The sequence below is a fragment of the Cobetia sp. PDI-12MA genome (assembly GCF_059507695.1).
This window is the reverse complement of record NZ_CM183351.1, coordinates 2,366,494-2,389,771: the sequence shown is the minus strand read 5'-3', so window position 1 is coordinate 2,389,771 and position 23,278 is coordinate 2,366,494. Positions and strand designations below refer to the sequence as shown.

Annotated in this window: 18 protein-coding genes; 12 read left to right on the top strand and 6 right to left on the bottom strand. The window is 59.1% G+C overall.

From position 1 onward, the window contains the following. The first annotated feature begins 19 nt into the window (after positions 1–19). The 6 genes from AC5WNI_RS10285 to AC5WNI_RS10260 all read left to right on the top strand — a co-directional run bounded on the left by AC5WNI_RS10285 (position 20) and on the right by AC5WNI_RS10260 (position 7,011). Positions 20–967, top strand: coding sequence for a KpsF/GutQ family sugar-phosphate isomerase (locus AC5WNI_RS10285; RefSeq protein ID WP_288388144.1), 948 nt, complete (start codon positions 20–22; stop codon positions 965–967). A 34-nt stretch (positions 968–1,001) separates the two neighbouring features. Next, positions 1,002–2,018 (top strand): phytanoyl-CoA dioxygenase family protein, encoded by a 1,017-nt coding sequence (locus AC5WNI_RS10280; protein WP_288388145.1) that lies wholly within the window; start codon positions 1,002–1,004, stop codon positions 2,016–2,018. Between the two features lie 455 nt (positions 2,019–2,473). Next, positions 2,474–3,547 carry a dTDP-glucose 4,6-dehydratase gene (gene rfbB, locus AC5WNI_RS10275; RefSeq protein ID WP_288388146.1) on the top strand — a complete coding sequence of 358 codons (1,074 nt, stop codon included), beginning with the start codon at positions 2,474–2,476 and terminating at the stop codon, positions 3,545–3,547. A gap of 321 nt (positions 3,548–3,868) precedes the next feature. Next, a complete protein-coding gene (gene rfbA, locus AC5WNI_RS10270; RefSeq protein WP_317292098.1) occupies positions 3,869–4,795 on the top strand; it encodes a glucose-1-phosphate thymidylyltransferase RfbA in 927 nt (308 codons plus the stop codon). A gap of 325 nt (positions 4,796–5,120) precedes the next feature. Next, the gene (locus tag AC5WNI_RS10265) at positions 5,121–6,173 is read left to right on the top strand and encodes a glycosyltransferase family protein (RefSeq protein WP_317292097.1); all 1,053 of its coding nucleotides are present in this window, start codon (positions 5,121–5,123) and stop codon (positions 6,171–6,173) included. A gap of 169 nt (positions 6,174–6,342) precedes the next feature. Next, the gene (locus AC5WNI_RS10260; RefSeq protein ID WP_495928394.1) at positions 6,343–7,011 is read left to right on the top strand and encodes a DUF938 domain-containing protein; all 669 of its coding nucleotides are present in this window, start codon (positions 6,343–6,345) and stop codon (positions 7,009–7,011) included. 762 nt (positions 7,012–7,773) lie between these two features. Here AC5WNI_RS10260 and AC5WNI_RS10255 read toward each other — a convergent pair. The 3 genes from AC5WNI_RS10255 to AC5WNI_RS10245 form a co-directional block, all read right to left on the bottom strand. Then, positions 7,774–8,118, bottom strand: a complete 345-nt coding sequence (locus AC5WNI_RS10255) for a hypothetical protein (RefSeq protein WP_495928393.1) — start codon at positions 8,116–8,118, stop codon at positions 7,774–7,776. Between the two features lie 60 nt (positions 8,119–8,178). Continuing rightward, a complete protein-coding gene (locus tag AC5WNI_RS10250; RefSeq protein WP_054557116.1) occupies positions 8,179–8,547 on the bottom strand; it encodes a PH domain-containing protein in 369 nt (122 codons plus the stop codon). A gap of 290 nt (positions 8,548–8,837) precedes the next feature. After that, positions 8,838–9,734 carry a LysR family transcriptional regulator gene (locus tag AC5WNI_RS10245; RefSeq protein ID WP_495928392.1) on the bottom strand — a complete coding sequence of 299 codons (897 nt, stop codon included), beginning with the start codon at positions 9,732–9,734 and terminating at the stop codon, positions 8,838–8,840. Between the two features lie 454 nt (positions 9,735–10,188). On the opposite strand from AC5WNI_RS10245, the gene AC5WNI_RS10240 reads away from it, so the two are divergent. From AC5WNI_RS10240 to AC5WNI_RS10215, 6 genes are all read left to right on the top strand, one after another. Further along, entirely contained in the window at positions 10,189–11,706 is a 1,518-nt protein-coding gene (locus AC5WNI_RS10240) for a CoA-acylating methylmalonate-semialdehyde dehydrogenase (RefSeq protein ID WP_495928391.1), read from the top strand. A 233-nt stretch (positions 11,707–11,939) separates the two neighbouring features. Next, complete coding sequence (locus AC5WNI_RS10235; protein WP_495929193.1) at positions 11,940–13,586, top strand: GMC family oxidoreductase; 1,647 nt, start codon at positions 11,940–11,942, stop codon at positions 13,584–13,586. A gap of 596 nt (positions 13,587–14,182) precedes the next feature. Continuing rightward, a complete protein-coding gene (locus tag AC5WNI_RS10230; protein ID WP_084208362.1) occupies positions 14,183–15,790 on the top strand; it encodes a BCCT family transporter in 1,608 nt (535 codons plus the stop codon). A gap of 537 nt (positions 15,791–16,327) precedes the next feature. Beyond that, entirely contained in the window at positions 16,328–17,866 is a 1,539-nt protein-coding gene (locus AC5WNI_RS10225; RefSeq protein ID WP_495928390.1) for a catalase, read from the top strand. Between the two features lie 242 nt (positions 17,867–18,108). Beyond that, on the top strand, positions 18,109–18,702 hold the full coding sequence (locus tag AC5WNI_RS10220) for an ankyrin repeat domain-containing protein (protein WP_495928389.1): 594 nt from the start codon (positions 18,109–18,111) through the stop codon (positions 18,700–18,702). Positions 18,703–18,955: 253 nt separating this feature from the next. Beyond that, on the top strand, positions 18,956–19,300 hold the full coding sequence (locus AC5WNI_RS10215) for a hypothetical protein (RefSeq protein WP_191237272.1): 345 nt from the start codon (positions 18,956–18,958) through the stop codon (positions 19,298–19,300). A 329-nt stretch (positions 19,301–19,629) separates the two neighbouring features. On the opposite strand, the gene AC5WNI_RS10210 is transcribed toward AC5WNI_RS10215, so the two are convergent. The 3 genes from AC5WNI_RS10210 to AC5WNI_RS10200 form a co-directional block, all read right to left on the bottom strand. Beyond that, entirely contained in the window at positions 19,630–20,292 is a 663-nt protein-coding gene (locus tag AC5WNI_RS10210) for a fibrobacter succinogenes major paralogous domain-containing protein (RefSeq protein ID WP_495928388.1), read from the bottom strand. Positions 20,293–20,419: 127 nt separating this feature from the next. After that, positions 20,420–21,370: an SDR family oxidoreductase gene (locus AC5WNI_RS10205; protein ID WP_495928387.1), complete on the bottom strand. Its 951-nt coding sequence runs from the start codon at positions 21,368–21,370 to the stop codon at positions 20,420–20,422. A 681-nt stretch (positions 21,371–22,051) separates the two neighbouring features. Continuing rightward, the gene (locus tag AC5WNI_RS10200; protein WP_495928386.1) at positions 22,052–22,978 is read right to left on the bottom strand and encodes a GntR family transcriptional regulator; all 927 of its coding nucleotides are present in this window, start codon (positions 22,976–22,978) and stop codon (positions 22,052–22,054) included. Positions 22,979–23,278 lie beyond the last annotated feature (300 nt).

The window sequence follows — 23,278 nt, the reverse complement described above, 5'->3', positions numbered from 1 at the left end:
ATGGACAGAGGGTAAGGAAATGCCAAGCGTCGAGATTGGAAAGAAAGTATTCGTGACTCAGGCGGAGGCACTGCAAGCGACTTCTGAGCGTTTGGGAAATGAGTTTGAAGAGTCGGTACGCATGATCATGACGACTTCTGGTCGGGTGATCGTCTCCGGGATGGGCAAGTCAGGCATCATTGGCAACAAGATTGCAGCCACCTTGGCTTCGACCGGTACGCCCAGTTTCGCGGTACATCCAGCAGAGGCCTATCATGGCGACCTGGGGATGTTTACCAAAGGGGATGTGGCCATTTTGATTTCCTACAGTGGAGAAACTGAAGAGGTCATCCGCCTGATTCCGTCACTGAAACACTTCGGGGTCAAAATCATTGCCTTGGTAGGCAATCCCGGTTCGACCCTTGGCAAGAACAGTGATCTGGTGCTGGATGTCGGTGTTGATCGTGAGGCGTGCCCCAACAATCTGGCACCTACTACCTCGACCACTGTGACCTTGGCCATGGGGGATGCGCTTGCCGTTGCCTTGATCGAGCGCCGTCATTTCATGCCTCAGGATTTCGCGGCGTTCCATCCCGGCGGCAGCCTTGGTCGTCGTTTGCTGACGCGTGTCCGTGATGTCATGCACTCCCCAGTCCCCTGTAATACCCCGACAGATTCCTTGCGCGAAGTGATCATGACGATCACGCAAGGCGGGTTAGGGCTGACCGTCATTGCTGACAATGGCATTATTCAAGGCTTGATCACGGACGGTGACTTGCGTCGCTCACTCTTCGATAATCAAGGGCTGGATGGCGTGACAGGGGGCGATATCATGACCCGCACCCCCATGACGATCAATGAAAACGAAATGTTCTCGGCTGCCGAGAACACCATGTTGAAAGCCAACGTCACCTCTCTGTTGGTAGTAGATGACAATGGTGCTTTGACCGGAGTTCTCAAGCTCCAGGATGCTCGGAAGATCGGTTGAGTTTCTTGCCGAAAATGTGGTGAAGGAGTCAGGCATGCGGTCTCTTGCTGCTAGATGCATGGATACACTAGGGGCATTTACGGGTGCCAAGTCCTTCGTGGCCAATCCTGTGCTGGGGAACCCCGGGCTGAACCGTCGTGGGCTTCATCTGGTGCGCTTGCGCGCCGCGCATTGGATGATGCGTGTACGTCAGGCCTGGTTTGCCTATGGGGTGCCGCGAGAGCAGCGTAAGGCCTTTCAGCATGATGGCTACCTGATGCTGGAGGATTTTCTGCCTGCGGAGCAGTACGAGCGATTGGTCAGAGAGGCTGAGGGGGCACGTGGCGAGATTCGTCAGTGTCGCCAGGCAGATACCTTGACCCGTCGTCGTGTAATGGCGCCGGAAAATGTAGCAGCCTTACCGGAAATGCAGGCCTTGATGCGTGACAAGCGGTTCAGGCGCCTGATGCGTTACTGCAGTGGCCATGCGCGACAGCCCATCATGCATCTGGAGCGTATTCACAATGGCGTGCTGGAAAGCCATGAGCGCGATCCCCAGAAGTCCCTGCATGTGGATACCTTCCAGCCCACCATGAAGTTCTGGCTGTATCTGCAGGATGTGACACCTGCCCAGGGGCCTTTCATGTTTGTCCCGGGCTCCACGCGCATGTCGCCAGCGCGTCTGTCATGGGAAAAGCATATGAGCCTGATCGCACGCGACCACCCCAATCGATACACGCAGCGTGGGTCTTTCCGTGTGGATGAAGGGGATCTCGAGCGCTTCGGTCTAGGCGAGGTCAAGCACTTTGCCGTCAAGGCCAACACACTGTTGATCGCCAATACCTACGGCATGCATGGGCGTGGTGAAGCAGAGCAGGGCAGTACACGCTTTGCACTGTGGGGGATGAGTCGCACGACTCCCTTTTCCCCCTTGCCGGGACTTGGCTTCGAGTGGATCAATCGGCTCCAATATCGTGTGCTGGAAGCGGAGCGGCAGCGTGATGATCGCAAGGCCGCCGCGCGAGGTGAGATGGCTTCCTGGTTCGTGCCTGCTGACAACGGGGATCTTTGACCCGGGCTCATGTGACAGAGCCTTGTGACAGGGCGTTGTGACAGCGCCAGGAGTCAGTGAGCTTTATTGCTGACGTCAGATTTTGCGTGTCATCAAGCCCTGAGGCTCATCCTTTAGCCACCTTGGCAAGCCAGGCCTCCCTCATGATGGACGAGAGAGTGAAAAGCCCCGTTCGCTACGCGTACGGGGCTTTTTTGTGCCTGTCATACTGGAGACGGAGTCATCTCGCTCTCTATATAAGTTGGTTCTCATTATGTGGGTATGCCATTCGGGCGAGGAATTTCAGCTGTGATACTGCACGCTAATCGGCCAAGGGCGGGCGGGGCGGTAGCGTATCATCAGGAGACAACAAGGGACGAGCCCAGGGATGTTGTGTGGCAGCCCCATGACTCTGACCCTTGATTCTCTGCACTCTCAATTTTCTTTCTGCGCCGAGTGCGTGGCTGAGGTGAAGCATGAAGTTCCTGATTACCGGCGGTGCCGGGTTCATCGGCTCTGCCGTGGTGCGCGAGCTGATCGATTCGACGTCCCATGAAGTGGTCAACCTGGACAAGCTGACCTATGCGGGCAATCTGGATTCGCTGGAGTCCGTCAGTGATCATCCGCGGTATGTCTTCGAGCATGCGGACATCTGTGATGCTGAGGCACTGGCACGAATCTTCAGTGTGCATCAGCCGGATATCGTCATGCACCTCGCCGCCGAGAGTCATGTCGATCGCTCCATCGATGGGCCGGAGGCCTTCATCGAAACCAACGTCATGGGTACCTGCCGGTTGCTGGAGGCGTCACGCCGTTACTGGAAGCAATTGGCATTGGTGAATCCTGCCAAGGCTGAGACGTTCCGCTTCCATCACATCTCGACCGATGAGGTGTTTGGTGATCTTGCAGTGGATGACCCCGGCTTTACGGAGCTGACACCCTATGCGCCGAGTTCTCCCTATTCGGCCAGCAAGGCGGGGTCGGACCATCTGGTAAGAGCCTGGCAGCGGACCTTCGGTCTACCGACAGTGATGACCAACTGCTCGAACAATTATGGCCCCTATCACTTCCCCGAGAAGTTGATTCCCCTGACCATCCTCAATGCCCTGGCAGGCAAGCCACTGCCGGTGTATGGCAATGGCCATCAGGTGCGCGATTGGCTGTATGTCGAGGACCACGCGCGTGCCTTGATCAAGGTGGCGTGTGATGCGCCGCTGGGGGAGAGCTACAACATCGGCGGGCATAACGAGCAGCGCAATATCGACGTGGTACGCCTGATCTGTGAGACGTTGGAAGCCTTGGTGCCGCAAAAGCCTAAAGGTCTTGCGCATTACCGTGATCTGATCACCTTCGTGACCGACAGGCCCGGGCACGATCTGCGTTATGCCATTGATGCCGACAAGATAGCGCGTGATCTGGGGTGGCGGCCGCAGGAGACCTTCGAGTCGGGCCTGCGTAAGACGGTTCAGTGGTATCTGGATAATCCTGAGTGGTGGCAGCGGATTCGTGATGGCCGCTATCAGGGAGAGCGTCTGGGAGCCGAGATCTGATCCGGGCACCGTGCAGGAGATGAAGTGACTCAACTGCCTGAGGTGACTTGGCATGAGTCTCATCATGCTCCTGCCTTGCCCAGCCCTGAGCTATATATATTGATTTAGTGATATTTTGATAAGCTTTATTAATAGCAGTAAAATGCGCAATCTTGCGGCGAAAACCATGCTGCAGGCGGTCTTCTTGCTGTTTACGCTATGAGCTGAATCAGATGCTGCGTCAGGGAGCCAGGTGAGCTTGTCAGTTCACTGGGCCAGGAAGCGTAGGCACTGACTGATCCGCGACGACAGCGGAAATTCAGCAGGGACAGGGAGCGTAACATGGCACGGAAAGGCATCATTCTCGCGGGGGGCTCCGGCACTCGCTTGCACCCGATCACGTTAGGCGTTTCAAAGCAGTTGCTGCCTATCTACGACAAGCCGATGATCTTCTATCCCGCCTCGGTCCTGATGTTGGCCGGCATCCAGGACATCATGATCATCTCGACGTCTGAGGACTTGCCGCAGTATCAGCAGCTGCTGGGCAGTGGTGAGCAATATGGCGTTCGCTTTGAATATGCCGTGCAGCCTAGCCCGGACGGGCTGGCTCAGGCTTTCCTGATCGCCGAGGACTTCATCGGTGATGATGATGTCTGCCTGGTGCTGGGGGACAACATCTTCCATGGCCCCAACTTTACGGGTCAGCTCAAGCACGCCGCGTCCCGTGCCACGGGGGCGACCGTCTTCGGTTATCTGGTGCAGGACCCGGAGCGCTTTGGCGTGGTGGAGTTCGACGAGCAGGGCAAGGCGCTTTCCATCGAAGAAAAGCCTGCCCATCCTCGTTCGCCCTTTGCGGTGACCGGCCTTTATTTCTACGACAACGATGTCGTGGAGATCGCCAAGCGCGTCAAGCCTTCCTCTCGGGGGGAGCTGGAAATCACCTGCATCAACAATGCCTATCTAGAGCGGGGCGACCTGCATGTCGAGCGCTTGGGGCGTGGCTTCGCCTGGCTGGACACCGGCACGCATGACAGCCTGCTGGAGGCTGGGCAGTACGTGCAGACCATCGAGCATCGTCAGGGACTCAAGATCGCCTGTCTGGAAGAGATCGCCTGGGGAAATGGCTGGATCGATGACGATGAGATGTTCGCGCTCGGCCAGCGTCTCAGTAAGACTGGCTATGGCCAGTACCTGCTCAAGCGACTGGAGGATGTTCGCCGTGCCACGGCACTCGGTGAAGACCGCCACGAACTGATACGCGTGGCGTGATGAGAGTCAGCTTTACGCAAGGCAAATGACCTGGTTCGACATCGAGTTCATCAACCCACAAGGCCCGCAGCTACCCCTGCGGGCCTTGTCATTTCTGGAGCTGAGGACGACCAATCTGACACTGCCAGCGGCGATTTGGTGTCCAACGCAGGTAACACGTTGATTACATCCGCTACACAGCAGCAAAATTTGAGTGGTGTGATGCCCAGAAATCATTAAGCTCAAAGTAAGCGTCCCAGAGTCAGTGTGTGCTCTCGCTCGCGCTTGTTTGGCGGTGACGCTGAACGTGCCGGGACCATGAATGCCTCGAGTAAAGGAGACTGACATGACCGCCTTCCCGACCACTCCTCGTTGGATCGTACTCAGTGATGAAGCCCAGGCGCTGGAAGATATCTATTTCTTCCTGCCTGCCATGGCCGCGTTGCGCAAGGAAGGCACACGTGTCGAGCGTTTTGAAACCCGCCGCTGGAAGTTCTCCCCCAAGCTTGCCCAGGCGCGCCTTACCGGCGCTTGCCTGCTGATCGCGCGTAGCCTGGGGCGGGAATGGATCGAGATGCTGGAAGCACATCGTGAGCAGCACGGTCGTATCTGCTACCTCGTCGATCATCTGTATTCGCCTGAGTTGCTGCCATCGGAGCAGGACACCTCCACCCCTGAAGCAGGCTCTGAGGCTGAAGCGGCTCAATTGCAGCAGCGATTGTTCGCGCTGGCGGATGAGGTCGTCGTGGTCAGCGAGCAGCTGGAGGCCGCTCTGGCGAGTCTGCATCCCAAAGTCAGCCTGTTGACGCCGCCGTTGACTGGCATGCTGCCGGATCTGCATCATCTCGAGCAGAGCGACTGGTGCATCGGCTTTCACGGCACTCTGGCGCATCGTGAGGACATCCTCACGCTGGCCCCAGTGCTGCGCGATATCCAGACGCGGCATTCGGACAGTGAGGTGGAACTGATGATGGGCCGCCATCTGCCGCTGGCGCTCAGCGATATTCCCCGCCTCAAGACGATGGAGGCCGTCAGCTGGGAGGCCTTTCAGGATTATTGCTCGCGGCGTCGGATCGCCATCGGGCTGGCGCCCTTGATGGAAAACTCCGACAACCGTGCTGCCTCCTGGTTGCGGTTTCTCGATATCACCTGCATGGGCGGGGTGGGCATCTACAGTCGCCGGGCGCCCTATGTCGATCTGATCGAGGACGGCGTCGATGGCCTGTTGGTGGGGGATGATCCGGCAGAATGGACAGCCGCCCTCGAGCGCCTGCTGGGCAATCGTGATGCGACGCGTGCCATGGCGCACAACGCGCAACACAAGGCCCATGAAGTGGGCGACCCGCTGCGGGTGCTGGATTTCTGGCGCGCCCGTTCCACGGTGGCGCGTGCCCGCTAGAGTCGTTCATGTGGCCTGCTTCAGATAGCCCGAACGAGATAACCTGACCGAAATGCCCCGATCCAACCACTGTTTGCTCGAGCGCCGTGCCCCTCAGGGGTGCGGCGCTTTGTTATGATCTAGCCATCTTTTCGTTCTGAGTCATTTATCCTGTTGAAAGGAGTGCTGCATGGCCACCCCCGAGTTACCCGATGACTTGCCCAGCGCGACGTCGCAATCATCGCAGCAGGATGTCGAGGTGGCGCACAGTCAGCGTCTCGCCAGCCCGGCGGTCGCCCGCAATCGTGATGTGATTCTCGATGTCCTGCGGGATGTGCTGGCAGCGCGGCGTCAGGTGCTGGAACTGGCCAGTGGCAGCGGCGAGCACGCGGTACATTTCGCCCACGGGTTGCCTCATCTGGAGTGGCAGCCCAGCGATGCCAGCCCGCGTGCCTTGGAGTCCATCGCGGACTGGCGCGCCGAGGCCGCCTTGCCCAACCTCAAGGCGCCGATCACGCTGGATGTACAGGCCGAGTGGCCTGAGGTGGCCTGCGATGCGCTGGTGGCGATCAATCTGATCCATATCTCGCCGTGGCGGGTCACGTCCGAGCTGATGTTGCAGGCCGGTCGACGTCTCCCGAAGGACGGCGTGCTGTATCTCTACGGTCCCTACAAGCGGGGAGGGCAGCACACGGCGCCGAGCAACGAAGGCTTTGATGTGCAGCTCAAGAGCCGCAACCCGCTATGGGGTGTGCGTGACCTGGAAGCGGTCATCGAGGAAGCGGAGCGCAACGCCTTGCGACTCGACAGGGTGGTCGAGATGCCGGCGAACAACCTGAGTGTGGTCTTTCGGCGTTAGCGTTTGCGCTGGCGGCCAGTGGGCCGTCAGAGGGGGTGGGTTCACCTCCTGTGATCCCTTCACTACGACAATGCCCCGTCCTGTCGCCAGGTCGGGGCATTGTCGTGTCTTGGCGAAGGAAATGCGGCTGCACGGGAGTGCGCAAGCGCTTGAATCCCCGACTCACGTTCAATAAGGGCCGCTATCTATCTCTCTATGTAAGTATTTATGCTGCCAATCTGACTGACATCAAACGGGGAATATTACAGACCTTCTGCTGCGCGGCGAATGCTATCGGAAATCCTGCTTGCGTAGGCTGAGTGCAACGGGGAGACGCCAGCGGAAGCGATCGCGCTGACCTGGGAGGCAGTGCAGCGGGCAGGGTCGAGGAAGGTGGCGTTTACCGAGGCAGACGTTTCCGGGAGAATTTTTCACGAAAGGCCGCACATCAAGCCAGCCCGACGTCAGTGACTTATGCGTCGGGCATCTCGTTACTGTCGTCTTCCTTGAGCGAGCCTTTTGCCAGAGGGGATGAGAAAGGTTGCGGGTCGTGAGAGGCAGACCTCGCGTCACTTTCCATGGTAAAGGGCAGGAGGGCTGACAACAGGACCGCCGCGAACAGAGAGAACAATGAATCGAAGTGTTTCATGCGCATACCCCTCTAGGCCGTGAGTGTGTCTACAGAGCCTATGCCGCCCGAGGCGTGATTGCCTTTCGATATTCTCGATATGGGCTAGTGGCGCAGCCGATGTCATCCCCCCTTCAGGCCTAGTGGCCGAGGTGTCAGCGAACGTCGGGTTCTCGCTCGGTATCATTCCAGTCGATCACGTGGCTGATGATCTTCCAGCCGGCCTTGCGTGCTGCTTTCTCTGCCTGGATGCGAGCTTGTACCTTGGAGATGCTGTCGGTCTGCACCGTGAAGGGCACTTCCAATGCCAATCGCTTCTGCTTGACGCCAAGCGTTACTCGCAGTCCCTTGAGGGGAGTGGTGGTCTCTCTGGCGCGTGGTGCTTCAGGACGCGCACGAGGAGCGGACTCTCGGGAGGTTGAGCTGGCGGCTCTGTTGGCACTGCGCACGAACTTGTCGAGTTCGCGTTTCATGCTTTCTTCGAATTGATCGACTGACATGTCACTCATTCTGGGTAATCCCGTTTGATCAAAGGAATTCACATCTGAAGCAGCAGGGAGTCAACACACATAGGTGGTGATGACTTGCGAGATTTCGGTAAGGCGTGTCTTGCCGGTAAATTCAAATCTCACCGTACCGAGTGCCGAGAAATAGATCGTGAGCTCTGAATCAAGATCAAAGGTGCCGGAAGTTTCGATGGAATAGGTTTCAATCTTCTTGTACGGGAGGGAGGTGAAGTCTTTCTTGCTGCCCGTCAATCCTTGAACATTGACAGCGATAATACGCTTGTTGGTAAACACGACCCCGTCACGCATTGATTTATAGGCTGAAATGATTTCTTCGCCATCGATCAGCAGGTCATTGACGCGCTCGGCATATTCATCGTTCTGTTTGAGTTTAAAAAAGCCTTTATTATTGAAATCTATCATTGTGTTACCTTGTGATTCGATAGTGCTGCCATCTGGGGATACTTCGATAACGCATGAGCAGAGGCAATCCCTCGGCCTCTGGCGGGACATGCGGTTTTTTCGGTATCACGACTAGAATAATCCATCCCGCGCCAACGGAGTAGCCCCGTGCTCTGACACCAGAGCTCCGAGGCGATCAAGAGTGCTGCATGGCAGTGCAAGAAGGGAGAACGTCGGAATGCACACCTGCCGCTCTGGTCAGCATGAAGCTAGCCGCTCGATCCCGTAGGCCATCTTCATTCACTTGCCCTTCACTCAGACGGCCAGACCTCCTCGAGACTTTGCAGTGCAGCTTCGACACAGGGGTCGTGTTGCTTGTCGTGACGCCATACCACACTCAAGGCGCAGGGCAGGCGGGTGTCTGGCACGATATTGAGGCCACGTTCCTGGCGCTCGGCCAGCGCCAATACATCGCGGGCCAGTGTCAGTCCGACGCCGGCGCGTACCAGATCTAGCATGCAGACTTCCTGATCCACCTGCGCGACGCGATGGGGAGTGCACTGACTGTCACGCATGGCATGCGCCAGCAGGCGTGAGTGGACGGAATTCTCAGGCGTCACGATCCACGGCAGGGCGGCCAGGGAAGGCCAGTCAGTCTCCGTCAGGCGCGCTGACCAGCCGGTGGGGGCGAGAATGAAATAGTCGAAGAATGCCAGTTCGCGATAACAGAGTGAGTCATCGCGCGGGCCTTCTCCGGGGGGGGCGAGGTAGAAGCCGATTTCCAGCGCATTCTGGCGCAGCGCCTTGAGGACGCAGCCGCTCATGCCGTGGTGGAGTTCCGTTTCCAGATTGGGCGCGCGTTCCAGTAGATGGCGCAGCAAGCTGCCCAGACGAATGAATTCCGGGTCGACGATGGTGCCGATGCGCAGCTTGCCGCGCACTGTGCTGTGTAGTGCCGCGGCGGCCTGCTCGAAGCCACGTGCGCTGGCCAGGGTCTTCTCGGCACTGGGCAGCAAGGCCTGGCCATCGGCCGTCAACAACAGGCCATGGGGGTGACGCTCGAACAGGATCAATCCCAGGCCTTCCTGCAATTGCTTGAGCTTGAGGCTGATCGCGGGCTGGCTGAGGTGCAACGCCTGCGCCGCTCGCGACACGCTGCCGGTGCGCGCCACGGTGACAAAGGCATTGAGTCGGGACAGATCCTGCATCAGTGACATCCATGTGTTTGGCATTTTCTGGCCGGCGAGAGACGTGCTGCTGGCCCTACATCACGCATTGTGGCCTGAATGCGTTCTCTGCCACCTATTGGCCATTGGTCGCGGTAAGCCGTGTTCCTCCGAGTCAGGCCTCGTGATCGAAGCGCCTACCGCTGTCGAAACCCCTTCCTTCTTTTTCGTTGTAACTAATTGATTATGGACGCTTAACTTTTGCTTTGGTTCTCGAGGGAAGCGGAGAAATTTCTGAGCGCAATCGGATATCAGCAATCGTTATATCTCACCCAAGAATTACTCAATTGCACCCTGCGCGTGGCGGCGTAATTTCATGAACACCTGCTGATGGCATGTCCTCGTTCGTCATTGACCAGGCGAAGGACCTTCAGCGCCAGACATGTGCATGACACAGGCTTATTCCTATAAAACACCGCCAGCGGAGATCAGCACCATGACGACAGCAGCCAACGCTATCCAGCATTTCATCAACGGCCAGGTGACTCGAGGCGATTCCAGCGCCACTCAGGATGTCTTCAATCCGGCCACCGGCAAGGTGACCGGTCAGGTCGCGCTGGCACGCAACAGTGATGTCGATGCCGCCGTGGCTGCTGCCGACGCCGCTTTCCCGGCCTGGGCCGACACGCCGCCGATTCGACGTGCCCGAGTGATGTTCAAGTTCCTCGCATTGCTCAACGAGCACAAGGACGAGCTGGCGGAGGCGATCACCCGCGAGCACGGCAAGGTATTCACCGACGCCCAGGGCGAAGTGGCACGCGGCATCGATATCGTCGAATTCGCCTGCGGTATCCCGCAGCTGCTCAAGGGTGACTTCACCGATCAGGTCAGCACCGGCATCGACAACTGGACGATGCGCCAGCCGCTGGGCGTCGTCGCCGGCATCACTCCGTTCAACTTCCCAGTGATGGTGCCGATGTGGATGTTCCCGGTCGCCATCGCGGCAGGCAACAGCTTCGTGCTCAAGCCGAGCCCGCTGGACCCCAGCGCCTCGCTGATGATGGCGGACCTGCTCAAGCAGGCGGGCCTGCCGGATGGCGTCTTCAACGTGGTGCAGGGCGACAAGGATTCCGTCGAGACGCTGATCGATCATCCCAAGGTGCGCGCCCTGTCCTTCGTGGGCTCGACCCCGATCGCCAACCTGATCTATGAGCGCGGCGCACGCCATGGCAAGCGCATCCAGGCACTGGGTGGCGCCAAGAACCACATGGTGGTGATGCCGGACGCCAATCTCGACAAGGCGGTGGATGCCCTGATCGGCGCGGCCTACGGCTCCGCCGGCGAGCGCTGCATGGCCATCAGCGTCGCGGTGATGGTGGGCGATGTGGCGGACACCCTGGTGCCGCGTCTGGCCGAGCGTGCCCGCGAGCTCAAGATCAAGGACGGCATGAATCTGGACGCCGAGATGGGCCCGATCGTCACCCGTCAGGCGCATGAGCGTATCTGCGGTTACATCGAAAAGGGCGTCGCGGAAGGCGCCGAGATGATCGTCGACGGGCGTGAGTTCACCGGCAATGACATCGGCGGCGACAGCAGCGAAGGCTTCTGGATGGGCGGCACGCTGTTCGATCACGTCACCCCGGACATGACGATCTACAAGGAAGAAATCTTCGGCCCGGTGCTGGCCTGTGTCCGCGTGCCAGACGTCGCGACCGCCATCCAGCTGATCAATGATCATGAATTCGGCAACGGCGTGAGCTGCTTCACCGAGAGCGGCAGTGTCGCACGTGAATTCGGGCGTCGCATTCAGGTGGGCATGGTCGGCATCAACGTGCCGATTCCGGTCCCGATGGCCTGGCACGGTTTCGGTGGCTGGAAGAGCTCCCTGTTCGGGGATACCCACGCCTACGGAGAAGAGGGGGTGCGTTTCTATACCAAGCAGAAATCCATCATGCAGCGCTGGTCGGATTCCATCGATGCCGGTGCCGAGTTCGCCATGCCGACGGCCAAGTAAGTCGCTCACGCTTTCGGTCATCTGCACCGGCGTCATCAGCATCGTCGCCATCTGTATTCCTGCCATTGGAAAGTACACGCCAGCTGTCTGGAGAGGGACGCGCCATGTCAGACAACAAGAACAACCCGCATCGATCCCCAGGGGGCGAGCAGGACGCTCGCCCTGCCAAACCGGGAGACGATCTCTCTGAATTCGATTACATCATCGTGGGGGCCGGTTCCGCCGGCTGCCTGATGGCCAATCGCCTCAGCGCCAACCCTGACCACCGCGTGCTGCTGGTCGAGGCGGGTGGGCGCGACAACTACCACTGGATCCACATTCCGGTGGGCTACCTGTACTGCATCAACAATCCGCGCACGGACTGGCTGTACCGCACCGAGCCGGACAAGGGGCTCAACGGACGTTCGCTGATCTATCCGCGAGGCAAGACGCTGGGGGGATGTTCCAGCATCAACGGCATGATCTACATGCGCGGTCAGGCGCGGGACTATGACCACTGGGCCGAGGTGACTGGCGACAGCGAGTGGCGCTGGGAGCAATGTCTGCCGGCCTTCATGCGCCATGAGGATCACGCGCGCCTCGACGAGGGCGGGGATGCCGGCCCCGAGCATCGCCAGTTCCATGGTCACGGTGGCGAGTGGCGAGTCGAGCGGCAGCGCCTCAACTGGGAAGTGCTGGACGATTTCGCCAGTGCCGCCGAGCAGGCCGGCATCCCGCGCACCGAGGACTTCAATCGTGGCAGCAACGAGGGTGTGGCCTATTTCGAGGTCAATCAGCGTTCCGGCTGGCGCTGGAATACGGCCAAGGCTTTTCTGCGTCCGGCACTCAAGCGCGGCAACCTGACGCTGTGGCATTCCACCCAGGTCAATCGTCTGCTGTTCGCGGGCGGCGAGCAGGGCACAGGAGCTGGCATAGGGGCGGACGCAGCGAAGGACGCCTCAAGTCTGCACTGCACCGGGCTGCAGGTGGTGCGTGACGGCAAGCTCATCAACCTCTCAGCGAAGCGTGAGGTCGTGCTGTGTGCCGGCGCCATCGGCTCGCCGCATCTGCTGCAGGTCTCGGGTGTCGGGCCCAGGACATTGTTGGAGCAACATGGCATCGAGGTGGTGAAGGACCTACCCGGCGTTGGCGAGAATCTGCAGGATCACCTGCAGATCCGCTCGGTCTACAAGGTCACCAATGCCAAGACCCTGAACGCCATGGCCAGCACGCTGCTGGGCAAGATGGGCATCGGCATGCAGTACCTGTTCAAGCGTTCCGGACCCATGAGCATGGCGCCATCGCAATTGGGGGCCTTCACGCGCAGCAGCGAGGACTACGCCCATCCCAATATCCAGTATCACGTCCAGCCGCTGAGTCTCGAGGCCTTTGGGCAGCCCTTGCATCCCTTCCCGGCGATCACGGCGAGTGTCTGTAATCTCAACCCCACCAGCCGTGGCTCGGTGCGGCTACAGAGCGCTGACCCGCGCCAGGCCCCAGCGATCGCGCCCAACTACCTGAGCACAGAGGAAGACCGCAAGGTCGCGGCTGACTCGCTGCGGGTCACGCGGCGCATCGCCTCTCAACCGGCCTTCGCGCGCTACCAGCCTGAAGAGATCAAGCCGGGGGTCGAGTACCAGAGTGATGACGAACTCGCCAGGCTGGCGGGGGATATCGGCACCACCATCTTCCATCCGGTGGGCACCACGCGCATGGGGCGTGCGGATGACCCGATGGCCGTAGTCGACAGCCGCCTGCGAGTGCGTGGCATCCAGGGATTGCGGGTGGCGGATGCCGGCATCATGCCGACCATCGTCAGCGGTAATACCAACTCGCCGACGCTGATGATCGCGGAGAAGGCCGCCGGCTGGATTCTGGAGTCAGCTGTCGGCGGAGACTGATACGAGACCCTGCATGTCCCCAATGCGTCAGCCAGTGCTGATCGCTCAAGGCCGACTCGTCTGACTCTGAACTTGCATGGGTCAGCTCGAGCCAGGCGCATGAGAAGTGCTCAAGCGCTGGGCGTCTTGTGACACGGGGTGAACGTTGATGATACTGCTCATGAGAGTGGCGCATCGGCTTGCGTGATCCTCGCGATGCAAGGTACGGAAAGACTGCCGCGTCAGGTATTGGCTTCTGCGGGACAGTCGCCGTTCATGAGCGTTTTAGGCCCACAGGCCGCCTATATTGACGTGTCGGCGGCCTGTTCGCGTCTGGCGGAAACTTTGTCGAAGAGGGCGCAAGGAAGGCGCGAGGAGAGTGCAGGAGGGGGGAGTGTGTAGCGCAAGCTTGATGAATGAAATCATGTGTGCATGAGAAAATACCGTGTCGTGATTCATGCTCCCCGCGGTTGCCGGGAAAGGATAATGCGCGTTGAATAAAAAATGTATAATACCGCGCTCTTTTCATTACGAAAAATTATTGAACACAGCGAACTGCCCGAGCAAGAGCGACGTCTCGCCCCTCTTGCTCGGGCTTTCTCACTAAGGTGGTAGTCGTGCAAGAAGCCGTTCCCCCCGCCAGTGATGGCGATCATCTGGACCCCCGTGTCTTCATTCCCGCCGTATTGGTCATCCTGGCCTTCATCGGCCCCGTCATCCTGTTCCCTGAGGCCAGCACCGCGCTGATCAATGCCGCCTTCGCCTTCGCGACCGGCAAGTTCGGCTGGCTGTATCTGGTGGCAGGTCTGAGCGTCGTCGGATTTCTCATCTGGCTGGCATTCAGCCGCTACGGCAACGTCCGTCTGGGTGGGGCAGAGGACACGCCCGATTTCTCCTACTTCAGCTGGGTGGCGATGATCTTCACCTGCGGGATGGGCATCGCGATCGTCAACTGGGCGTGGGTCGAGCCGATCTACTATTACACCTCGCCGGCCTATCACGTGGCGGCCAAGAGTCGTGAGGCCGCGGAGTGGGCGTTGGCCTTCGGTCAGTTCCACTGGGGGCTGACGCCGTGGGCCTTCTATTGCCTGCCGGGCCTGCCGATCGCCTACTCCATGTACGTCAAGAAGCGTGATGGCGTGCGTCTGTCCGTCGCCTCGCGCGGCGTGCTGGGCCGCCATGCGGATGGCGCCTGGGGCGTGCTGCTGGATTCCATCGTCGTGTTCGGGATCGTCGGCGGCGTCGGCACCTCGCTGGGGCTGGCGGTCCCGCTGGTGTCACAGCTGGTCAGCGGCATCCTGGGCGTTGAGGCCAACTTCGGATTGGAAGTCGCGGTACTGTGCATCTGGACGGCGATGTTCTCGGCCAGTGTCTGGTTCGGCCTGGCCAAGGGCATCAAGATTCTGTCGGACATCAACGTGATTCTGGCGATCTTCCTGCTGGCCTTCACCTTCATCGTCGGTGACTCGCAGTTCATGGTCGAAGGCTTCGTCAACAGCCTCGGCAAGACCCTGGGCAACTTCATCCCGATGAGCCTGTGGACCGACCCGGCGGGTGACTCCACCTTCTGGAAGGACTGGACCGTCTTCTATTGGGCCTGGTGGATCGCCTACGCGCCGATGGTGGGGCTGTTCGTGGCGCGTATCTCGCGCGGCCGTACCATCCGTGAACTGATCATCGCCGAGCTGGTGTTCGGCTCGCTGGGCACCTGGGTGTTCTTCGCGGTGTGGGGCGGTTACGCGCTGGACCTGCAGATCAGTGGCGCGCTGGACATCAAGGCGCTCTTGGACAGTGGCGGTATCCCGCTGGCGGTGGAAGGCATCCTGCAGACCCTGCCGTATGCCAAGCTGGTCACGGTGGCCTTCATCCTGCTGTGCTTCATCTTCCTGGCGACCACGCTGGACAGCTCGGCCTACGTGCTGGCCTCGGTGACCTCACGCAAGCTGTCCGGGTATCAGGAGCCCAAGCGCTCGTTCCGCTTGATCTGGGCCTTCCTGATCGCGGCCGTCGGGGTTGCGCTGATCCAGTTGGGTGGCTTGCAGACCGTGCAGACCTCGACCATAGTGGTGGCGCTGCCGATGATTCCGGTGATGCTGATTCTGGCACTCTCCATGCTGCGCTGGCTCAAGAATGACTTCCCCAAGGAAGAGCTGAATCCGGTGCTGGTCATCGATGACATGCCGGCGTTCCAGCGCAAGTCGAAGAAGGCGAAGCGCCAGGCGTAGTGGCTGGATGCGCTGAAAGATCTGTCGCAAGACTTGACGACAACGGCTCCTCACTTACGGCTCCTCAACATGAGGGGCCGTTGTCGTTTCTGGCAGTGGAGCGAATCAGAGCGCCTCCAGGGTGACGGTGGGCCACGGCCTGAGGCTTCGCGATGCCTGGATTGCATGACGGGTTTGTATGACAGGAATGTATGCCAGGATTGTATGCCTGGATTGGATAGCTGGGTGCAACAATCGTGACCTGCTCTGCTGGCGTTCAGGCCATGGGAAAGCTCTCGCTCAAGGCAGGCGATTCTTACCTCTGGCGTGAAAGCCTCGTCATCGGGGCATCTGGCTCAAGGCACACGCGGCAAGCTTGGCCCGCGAACAGGAAACCACGCCACAGTCCTTGCTTGAGAGTGGAAGTAATTGGTGCTGATTCTGCATCATGTTAGTTTTTCGCTATTTCAGGGTTAGCTATTATTTATTTTTGCTATGGGAACTTCTCGCGAATACTCCTCGCCTCGTTACTCCCTGATTTGACGAGGAATTTCCGAGATGCTGAGCGTACGTTTTCCCATGAAGACCCTGACAGCCGTGATGGCGTTGGGGCTTTCTGCAAGCAGTCTGGCGCAGCAGGAAGTGATGACTCGCTCCAATGGTGCGCCGGTCGGCAACAACCAGAACTCCCTGACCGCCGGCCCGAACGGGCCGACACTCCTGCAGGACCACCACCTGCTGGAGAAGCTGGCGCACTTCGAGCGCGAGCGCATACCGGAGCGTGTCGTCCACGCTCGCGGTACCGGTGCCTACGGTGAGTTCCGTGCCACCGCGGACCTGACCGACCTGACCGTCGCGGCACCTTTCCAGGACGAGGGCCAGGTGACGCCGGTCTTCGTGCGCTTCTCCAGCGTGATCAACAGCAAGGGCTCGCCCGAGACCCTGCGCGACCCGCGTGGCTTCGCCGTCAAGTTCTACACCGAGCAGGGCAACTGGGACATCGTGGGCATCAACTTCCCGGTGTTCTTCATCCGCGATGCGATGAAGTTCCCGGACATGATCCATGCGCTGAAGCCGGACCCGCGTACCAACCTGCAGGACCCGAATCGCTACTTCGATTTCTTCAGTCACATCCCGGAAAGCACCAACATGCTGACCTATCTCTACTCGCCGCTGGGGATTCCGACCAGCCTGCGTGAGATGGATGGTTCCGGTGTGCATGCCTTCAAGTTCGTCAACGCCGAAGGCGACTGGAAGTACGTGAAGTTCACCTGGAAGTCGCGTCAGGGCAACCACGGCATGACCCCGGAAGAGGCGGCCAAGGTGCAGTCCACGGACTTCAACCACCTGACCGATGATCTCTACACCCATCTGGATGCCGGCGATGATCCTGTCTGGGATCTCTACATCCAGACCCTCGACCCGAGCAAGCTGAACAGCTTCGATTTCAATCCGCTCGATACCACCAAGATGTGGCCGGAAGACCTGATCCCGGCGCGCAAGGTCGGTGAGCTGACGCTGAATCGTACGCCGGACAACTTCTTCCAGGAAACCGAGCAGGCGGCCATGTCGCCGGCCAACCTGGTGCCGGGCGTCGAGCCGTCCGAAGACCGCATGCTGCAGGGGCGTCTGTTCGCCTACGCCGATGCCCAGCGTTATCGCCTGGGGGCCAACTTCATGCAGCTGCCGGTGAATGCGCCCAAGAATGAGGTGCACAACAACCACCAGGACGGCGCGGGTTACTCCAAGCCGCGTTCCGGCTCCATCAACTATCAGCCGAGCCGCAACGCCGACTCGCTGGTGGATGACAGCCAGTACGAGTACAAGCGCTACACCCTGAATGGCACCACCCAGCAGCAGCCGATCGGCAAGCAGCAGAACTTCGCTCAGGCCGGTGAGCTGTATCGCTCCTTCTCCGAGCAGGATCAGGACGCTCTGATCCAGGCGCTGGGGACTGACCTGAGCAAGGTCAAGAACGAGGAGATCCGCGAGATCATGGTCAGCCACTTCTACCAGGCCGACCACGAATATGGTGAGCGTCTGGCCAAGGTGGCAGACGTCGACATGGACGACGTGGAAGAGCTGATCGAGGACTGAGGCATCTGAGGCAGCGGGCTGACGGTAGAGCTCAGGAAGCTGAGCCCAGAAAGCAGAGCTCAGAAAGCAGAGCTCAGAAAGCAGAGCTCAGGAAGCAGAGCTCAGGAAGATAAGCGTGATGCGATCGCGATCAACCGCTGCCCGGAAGTCCCGGGCCTGTTTCACCCGGCAGGGGAGCTTGCGCTCCTCTGCCGGCCGCAACACGAGAGCAACATCAGAGCATTATCAAAGAGGAGCGCAAGATGCACCATGCGATGCGAGCCACAGACCGCCGCGGGCCGCAACACGGCCTGGGCAGAAGATGGCTGGCGGTGTTGGCCAGTCTGCTGCTGATGGTCATGGCGGGTCAGGCTGTCGCGGCCGGCGACATTGATATCTTTGATGCCGCACGCGACGGCGACAATACCGCGATCCAGGAATATGTTCAGCAGGGCGGTGACCTTTCCGTTACCAACTCGCGAAGCTATACGCCGTTCATTCTCGCGGCCTATTACGGGCATACCGACACCCTGGCGCTGCTGAAGACCGCTGGTGCTGATGCCTGTGCACTCGATGAGAAGGGCAGCAATGCCTTCATGGGCGTAGCGTTTCGCGGCTTTGACGAGACAGCCAAGTGGCTGCTGGCCAATACCGACTGTGATGTGAATCATCGCAATTACAGTGGCCAGACGGCACTGATGATGGCGTCCCTGTTCGGCAACGAAGACATCATCAAGCAGCTGCTGCAGGCCGGTGCGGACCCCTCGATCAAGGATGCGCGTGGCAATACCGCGCAGTCATTGGCAGCGGCCCAGGGCCTGTCACGTATCGTGACGCTGGTGAAGTTCAATATGTGAGGCAAGGCGTGGCCAAGGCTGGCCGGTGAAGACTGTTCGGGGAATCTATCGGCTGACAACGCAACTGGCTCACAGGCTTTTAGTGCCACGAACCTGACGTATCAATTCCGCATTCCATCAATTTTACGCTCTACCAATTCTACGTTCTATCAATCTGGCGTTGCATCAATCTGGCGTTGCATCAATCTGACGTTTGGAAAATCGCAAGTTTGATAGATCTGACCTACCCATCAAAAAGACGAGAAGTGACATCATGAAAGCCATGAAAGTACTGTGTGTGACAGCTGCCCTGTGTGCTGCGAGCAATGCGGCGCTTGCCGACAATGGCGAAAGCGACACCCGTGTCCGTGAGGCATTGAGCGAGAGCCGTATCATGGGGCAGGCGCAGCCAGCCGAGCGTAGCACGCAATTTTATGTGGAAAGCGGCATGAGCGTGGCGGCAGGCAGAGTGCAGCATGCCTTGAGTGAGGAAGGCAGCCGCGGACATGCTCGCAAGTGGGCCATTGAAGACAAGAATCACGCGACGGATTTCGTGAATGATGCCGGCAAGAGTGTCCCTGCTACCCGCATCGAACATGCCTTGAGCGAGAGCGCCTGACAGCCGATATCACCTCCGGGATGGATGTGCGTGACACCCTGGTCGAGTCTTTCTGAGCGCTAGCTGCCAGCCTGCAATGATCAGCACGATACAATAACGTGAAGCCCGCCATTTGCGGAAAGACGCTTGACCACGACGATGTCATCTTGCGCCCGGAACCGGCAGGAACCCTTCAGCAAGGACTTTCATTGAATCACGCTTGCAATCGCTGATGCCCGAATGTCTTCAATCAGCGTGACTCAGCGGCCCAGAGTCCTTGCTCAAGCGCTCCTTGCGCCTATCTCGCTACCGACTGTGCCCCTCCACCTACCCCCGGTGCTGCGATCTGATCACTCCTTTACGCATCTCACCGAGAACATGCCATCCTTGCCCAGTGTCGCTCGGCGGATCTCGCCCTTGTGGGTATTCCACCAGGAGTAGGCCAATGTTCTGGCAAACGCTTTCGCCGGTGTGGCCTCCGTGCGGGTCCAGAATTCCGTGTACGCCCCCTGGGTGATATACCAGCCCTTCCACTTGACGCCCGCCGGCCTGGCAGAAAAGCCGGTGAGGTTGATGCGTGCCTGATCAAAGGACCTCAACAGGGAGTCAGGTTGAGCCGCCTTGAGCGTGATGGCGATATCGTCATCGCCACGCCATCCCGTCGACTCGATATCCTTCTCCGCACTGCCAAGGGCGCGTTCCAGTGTCTTCCAGTCTTCATCCGAGGCGACTCTCCAGCCCACCGGGCAAAGATTGCGTTCATCACTGACATCGTGCCAGTCATATAGACGGCCATATGGCAGCAGATTGTCGGGATCATCCTCGGGGATGAAGGCCGTCCTGATGAGAGAGCCATCCTGGTAACGAGTCGTTCTGAGGTTGTCGGCAAGCCAGGTCTGATCGCCGATCTTCACGGTGCGATAGAGATTGCCTTCACTGTCCTGAATGGACGTCTCCGGGGCATGCATTTCCTCGTAGAGGCTGTCGGCAAGCGAGAGGTTCGTGTGCAACATGAGGGCTCCTGCCAAGAATATTGCCGCGGTCATCGTTTCGACTCCCAGGGTGTCACTTCCCATTGGTACACAGCTTATGACTACGCGTCCCTGAAGATGGGCGGGGAGGGCGGTGGTCGGCAAAAGATCAGATTGACCAGCTAAACCGCGTTGCCTGCTCAGAGACTTGCCAGAGCCGGGTCATGGTGCGCTTATCGAGAACGAATTCCCCCAATTCACACTCGCCCACCGGACCGCCAAAATTCATGAGTCCCGTCGGGCCGTAGTAGGCTCGCTGCTTGAGGGGCTCCTCGGTGGCGCACATGACTTCCGGGTAAGCGCCTTTCTCTGCCGTCTGCGCCATCCCTGTCTTCACCATCAATGCCCAGCTGAGTCGAGTCGCCAGATTGGCGTTGTCTCGAATCAATGAGGTGTTGGACGCGCCTGGATGGCAGACAAGGACTTCTACCTGGCGGTCGGCCGCCTCAATCCTGTCCTGCAATTCATAGGCGAACATCATCTGTGCCAGCTTGCTGTGGCTATAGACCTTGTTCGGGTGATAGTTGTGCTCCCAGTTCATGTCGTCGAACTGGATGGTTTTGAGGCCCATCTTGTGGCCTTCACTGGAGACCACGACGATCCGCCCGTGGGAGACATCGATGCGCTCGAACAGCAGCCCGCACAGCAGGAAATGCCCGTAATGATTCACGCCCAGCTGACTTTCGAAACCATCGACGGTGAGTTGCTGTCGGGAAACCTGAGCGATGGCGCCATTGCAGATGAGAGCATCGATCTGCGGGACATTCTCCAGCACTTCCGCGGCCGCGCTGCGCACGCAGGCCAGCTCCGCCAGATCCATGTGGATATGCCTGACATTCACCGCGGAGCCAAACTCCCCTTGCAGCGCCGCGATGGCGGCCTCTGATCTGGTCGGGTTGCGATTCAACATCACGACGCCCGCCCCCTTGCTCAGCAAAATGCGCGTCGCCTGAAAACCTGCGCCGCTATTGGCGCCGGTGATGACATAGGTCTTGCCGACGAGCGAGCCGATTCTGTCCGGGGTCCAGCCCTTGGGGCCAAAGGGGGTATTGCGAGTCATGGTCATGATCCTGATATCAGGTGTTCGGCGGTTGTGCCCTGATCACGTCAGGGACGCGCATGACAGCTGCGTCTGGCTGTCCGTGCGGTCGTGTCCTGCGAGCCTTGCGTGTCTTGCGCGGGTTTGCTGTAGAGGCACTGTAGGTATCGGGAAGATTGATATATAGGCGCTTTAGTCGCTAAAAATTGCCTATTTGTATCAAGGGAGGAGAGGGTGCTGTCACGTCACGGGTGCAAGAGGCGTATGACAGGGCAGGTATCCTGTTCACACAAGCCACTATACTGACGATGAATGTAGCTGAAGTGTGTGCTGAACTCGGTTCTGGTACGCGAAATGAGGTGAGAGTTATCTGAAGGGGCAGCGTCCGAATACGACTTCCATGGGAGAAGTGTGCTGCCACCCCCCGCTGATCTGGTCGGGCCATCACTGTTCTCGACGAGCCATCTCTGTTCTCGACGGGCTACTTCTTTAGAGTTTGTGTTTTCTCTTGGTAGAGAGCACAAGCGTCGTACGTCCGCTGTTCGTGCCTTTGAGACGTATGGAGTGAGTCGTGAAGTGAAGAGGGGGGGAAGCGTCCTGGGACTGTTGTCCAAGGTTCAGGGACAGTTGTCCAAAGTACAGGGGCTGCGTATCAGTCCGGGGGCTTGGCAGGGGTTGCTTTCAGGGCACTGTCGCCAAGACTCAACGCTGGAACCGTTTCTGCAACATATTCTGTACCAGCTCGACCTTTTCCTCGCGTGCTCGTTGTAGATGCAAGGCCATGAACTCCGCGGCACGCGCCAGTTCGCCGGCTGAGACCATTTCCAGCAATTGCAGGTGTTCATGACACTCACGACGTGAAGTATCGCGAACGGGGGACAGGGTATATTCGATGAGTCGTCGAAGACGATTGGCTTTCTGAAGTCCATCCAGCAGGAAGGGGTTATGGGCAAAACCGACCAGGGACTCATGCAGGTCGGTACCACTGGTGAACATGCTGCCTGCGTGCTGTGGGGATTTACCGTCCAGCAGGTCCTGCTGGTCGCTTATCAGGCGCGTGAGTTCACCAGGTTCGGCTCGAAAGGTAGGCTCCAGCAGTGCAGCGGGTTCGATCAGGGCGCGATAGCGGTAACACTGATCATAACTGTGAGGCGAGGTCAGGGTGGTGTTGAACTCCCAGCCATGTCCCAGGCGCGGGGTTATCCAGCCTTCAGCTTCCATGGCCTGCAACACCTGCTGGGCATGACTTCGCGTCACGTCATAAACGCGTGCCAGCTCGGTTTCCTGCAGTTCGGGATTAAGATCACCCTTCAGGTAATCCAGTGCCAGCGTGAAGCTCAACTCCGGCAGTGCCTCGCGATATTCTTCCGCTTCATGCTCGACAATGAAGCGCTGTAGGGCTGCCGTGTCCTTCAGAAAGAAGCCCCGGTTGGGACGGCGTTCCAGCACACCTTCTTCACTCAATAACACAAGGGCACTACGAATGGGTGTGCGTGATACTTTCAGCATGTCGGATAGTCGACTTTCTGGCAGGTGTTCTTCCTGAGCCAATGCCAACTGCTGCATGCAATGACAGGCCTTGAGTGCCAATGTTCGTGAGGAAGCGCCTTTGGATTTGGCAGCCGGCATCGAGAATCTCTCTAGTGTAGTGTCGTCAGGTCAGGAGTGTGGTCAGACCGACAGCGGTCAGTTGCTGTCGTGACACGTGGCATAGCAATGCTTGTCCACGAGCGCTTTGCGCGACACCTCATGACGAACGTGCTGTTGGGTCGAGTATATCGAAGTGAGAGTGTGCCACCTACCGGGGGAGACTCATTGATATGGTGCCTACTGAAAGGCCTCGCCCCGGGCACTGTGGCCCGGGGCGAGATGCATTGGCCGCATTGAATACGCGTCCTGGTGGTAAGAGAGTCTCATCGCAAATGGAGC

What these genes read in the sequence shown, in the direction of transcription:
- AC5WNI_RS10260 (WP_495928394.1), top strand. Translation starts at nt 6,343, where the DNA reads ATGGCCACCCCCGAGTTACCCGATGACTTGCCCAGCGCGACGTCGCAA.
- AC5WNI_RS10265 (WP_317292097.1), top strand. Translation starts at nt 5,121, where the DNA reads ATGACCGCCTTCCCGACCACTCCTCGTTGGATCGTACTCAGTGATGAA.
- AC5WNI_RS10235 (WP_495929193.1), top strand. Translation starts at nt 11,940, where the DNA reads ATGGCCAATCGCCTCAGCGCCAACCCTGACCACCGCGTGCTGCTGGTC.
- AC5WNI_RS10220 (WP_495928389.1), top strand. Translation starts at nt 18,109, where the DNA reads ATGCACCATGCGATGCGAGCCACAGACCGCCGCGGGCCGCAACACGGC.
- AC5WNI_RS10280 (WP_288388145.1), top strand. Translation starts at nt 1,002, where the DNA reads ATGCGGTCTCTTGCTGCTAGATGCATGGATACACTAGGGGCATTTACG.
- AC5WNI_RS10205 (WP_495928387.1), bottom strand. Translation starts at nt 21,370, where the DNA reads ATGACTCGCAATACCCCCTTTGGCCCCAAGGGCTGGACCCCGGACAGA.
- AC5WNI_RS10245 (WP_495928392.1), bottom strand. Translation starts at nt 9,734, where the DNA reads ATGCAGGATCTGTCCCGACTCAATGCCTTTGTCACCGTGGCGCGCACC.
- AC5WNI_RS10215 (WP_191237272.1), top strand. Translation starts at nt 18,956, where the DNA reads ATGAAAGCCATGAAAGTACTGTGTGTGACAGCTGCCCTGTGTGCTGCG.
- rfbA (WP_317292098.1), top strand. Translation starts at nt 3,869, where the DNA reads ATGGCACGGAAAGGCATCATTCTCGCGGGGGGCTCCGGCACTCGCTTG.
- AC5WNI_RS10210 (WP_495928388.1), bottom strand. Translation starts at nt 20,292, where the DNA reads ATGTTGCACACGAACCTCTCGCTTGCCGACAGCCTCTACGAGGAAATG.
- AC5WNI_RS10250 (WP_054557116.1), bottom strand. Translation starts at nt 8,547, where the DNA reads ATGATAGATTTCAATAATAAAGGCTTTTTTAAACTCAAACAGAACGAT.
- AC5WNI_RS10240 (WP_495928391.1), top strand. Translation starts at nt 10,189, where the DNA reads ATGACGACAGCAGCCAACGCTATCCAGCATTTCATCAACGGCCAGGTG.
- AC5WNI_RS10285 (WP_288388144.1), top strand. Translation starts at nt 20, where the DNA reads ATGCCAAGCGTCGAGATTGGAAAGAAAGTATTCGTGACTCAGGCGGAG.
- AC5WNI_RS10255 (WP_495928393.1), bottom strand. Translation starts at nt 8,118, where the DNA reads ATGTCAGTCGATCAATTCGAAGAAAGCATGAAACGCGAACTCGACAAG.
- AC5WNI_RS10200 (WP_495928386.1), bottom strand. Translation starts at nt 22,978, where the DNA reads ATGCCGGCTGCCAAATCCAAAGGCGCTTCCTCACGAACATTGGCACTC.
- rfbB (WP_288388146.1), top strand. Translation starts at nt 2,474, where the DNA reads ATGAAGTTCCTGATTACCGGCGGTGCCGGGTTCATCGGCTCTGCCGTG.
- AC5WNI_RS10225 (WP_495928390.1), top strand. Translation starts at nt 16,328, where the DNA reads ATGCTGAGCGTACGTTTTCCCATGAAGACCCTGACAGCCGTGATGGCG.